Raw genomic sequence first — 1,673 nt, 5'->3', positions numbered from 1 at the left:
TAATTAGAGTTCCCTGAATAATTTACTCATCTCCAATACCTCAACACGCAAATCCCTGCATCGGTATAATTATTCTCCGATAATTGCAGGGATTTGCCATTAATTCCAGTATAAAACATAAAGCATAAAGAAGTTCTCGGAGGAACTTCATAACGTTTTTGACGAAATAGCACATACCCGTCCAACAAGTAGCCGTTTCAGGTAACTTTGCTCTAATATTATTGGCTCTGTAGATTCGCTTTCCGGTACCAAAAGTTGCTTCGATCTCATTTCTCTCTCCTACAGCTTTAGTCATTCTGAGTTGATATTCTTCGGTTTTTGACTTTTTGGGCGGTCTTCCTAATGGCTTTCCCATGGATTGAATTTCCAACTCTTTCATTAGCCTGCGATTTTCTTTGTTCATGTAGATCTTATCTGCATAAATCCTGACAGGAAGAAAACCGAAACGTTGTCGGTAGAGTTCCACTTGAAGAGCCAAATCCGAGGATTCATTATAAGCATCCCAGCTGTGATGGTCTAAGAATGTGTATCCATTTACGATACTGGCACCAATCTTGGCTCCAAACTCGGTCGGGAATTTGGATTTGCCTCGCACGATAGGACGGACATGAGACTGAAAAATACTCACGATACGGTCAGCACATGTATGAGTACCATCCTTAAACATCTGTAACTGCTGATAATACATCTTGATGATAGCCGTTACAACTCGCCGTTCATGGCGATTCAAACTCTCAAGCAGCTGCGTACCATGCACCGCTATCAGATTTATAAAACTGCGTAGATCACGAATCAAATAGGTTAACAACAAGGATTTACCTGTACGAATAGCCTTCTTGCTCCGTTTCTTGAGCTTGATAACTTCCAGATAAGCAGAGCGGGCTGCTTTATAATAGGTTACAGGAGCACTAAGAGAGAATCGCTTACATAATTTGGCAATATAACGATTAATCACCTTACAGCCATCGTGTAGCAAGTCAATATCGGTAGGATAACGGACTTCAGCATCCGCACAAGTAGCATCTATCTTTAAAGAACCTTGGTGTAAACGACCCTGGCTATCTGTAAAAACAGGATCCGTACATATCTCGGAACCGGAACCGGTGGGAGAGTCGTCCTTATCGTTCTTTTTCTCTTGGGCGGCAGTTCTGGACTTCTCAACTTGTATTTTAAGAAGAGAGACACTCATGTCATTGAAATCATTGTTACCCAAACGCTTGCGAATGGTGACGAACAAACTCGGATCAAAAATAGGTTTGTCTGTGAACTCGGAAAGTCCTACAAAATATTGCATATAAGGATTTTCCTGAATGGCAAGAATGGTTTCCTCATCGGAAAGGTTCATCTTGTGTTTGATTAACAATGCTCCGATTATCATACGGGCGGGTTTGTTACCCGCGCCACGCTTACCATTATTCAAACGAACATTATACAAGCGCTCGATATCAGACCAGGGAAGAGTGTCACCTAATTGAACCCAACGATTCGATTTAGACAAGCCAGACAAAGAGGAGCGAAAGGCATCAATACTAAGCTGTTTTCCTTGTGAACTAAACTTCATAAAACTTTCTTTTAACACTCAAATATAGTACTTTTTTGCGAAATGAGAAAATATGGATAGAGCTATTTCGATGAAAATCAGTTAACTGATATTATTCAGGAAACTCTAATTA

At 40.5% G+C, this 1,673-nt stretch carries 1 protein-coding gene; it reads right to left on the bottom strand.

The genetic code is table 11. The features are described 5' to 3' along the window. Positions 1–40: 40 nt before the first annotated feature. The gene (locus NSB03_RS20545) at positions 41–1,561 is read right to left on the bottom strand and encodes an IS5 family transposase (RefSeq protein WP_024988893.1); all 1,521 of its coding nucleotides are present in this window, start codon (positions 1,559–1,561) and stop codon (positions 41–43) included. Positions 1,562–1,673: the final 112 nt, after the last annotated feature.

Source organism: Bacteroides acidifaciens (genome assembly GCF_024623065.1).
Classification (GTDB): domain Bacteria; phylum Bacteroidota; class Bacteroidia; order Bacteroidales; family Bacteroidaceae; genus Bacteroides; species Bacteroides acidifaciens.
The sequence above is the reverse complement of the archived record's forward strand: the minus strand, read 5'-3'. Positions and strand labels throughout refer to the sequence as shown.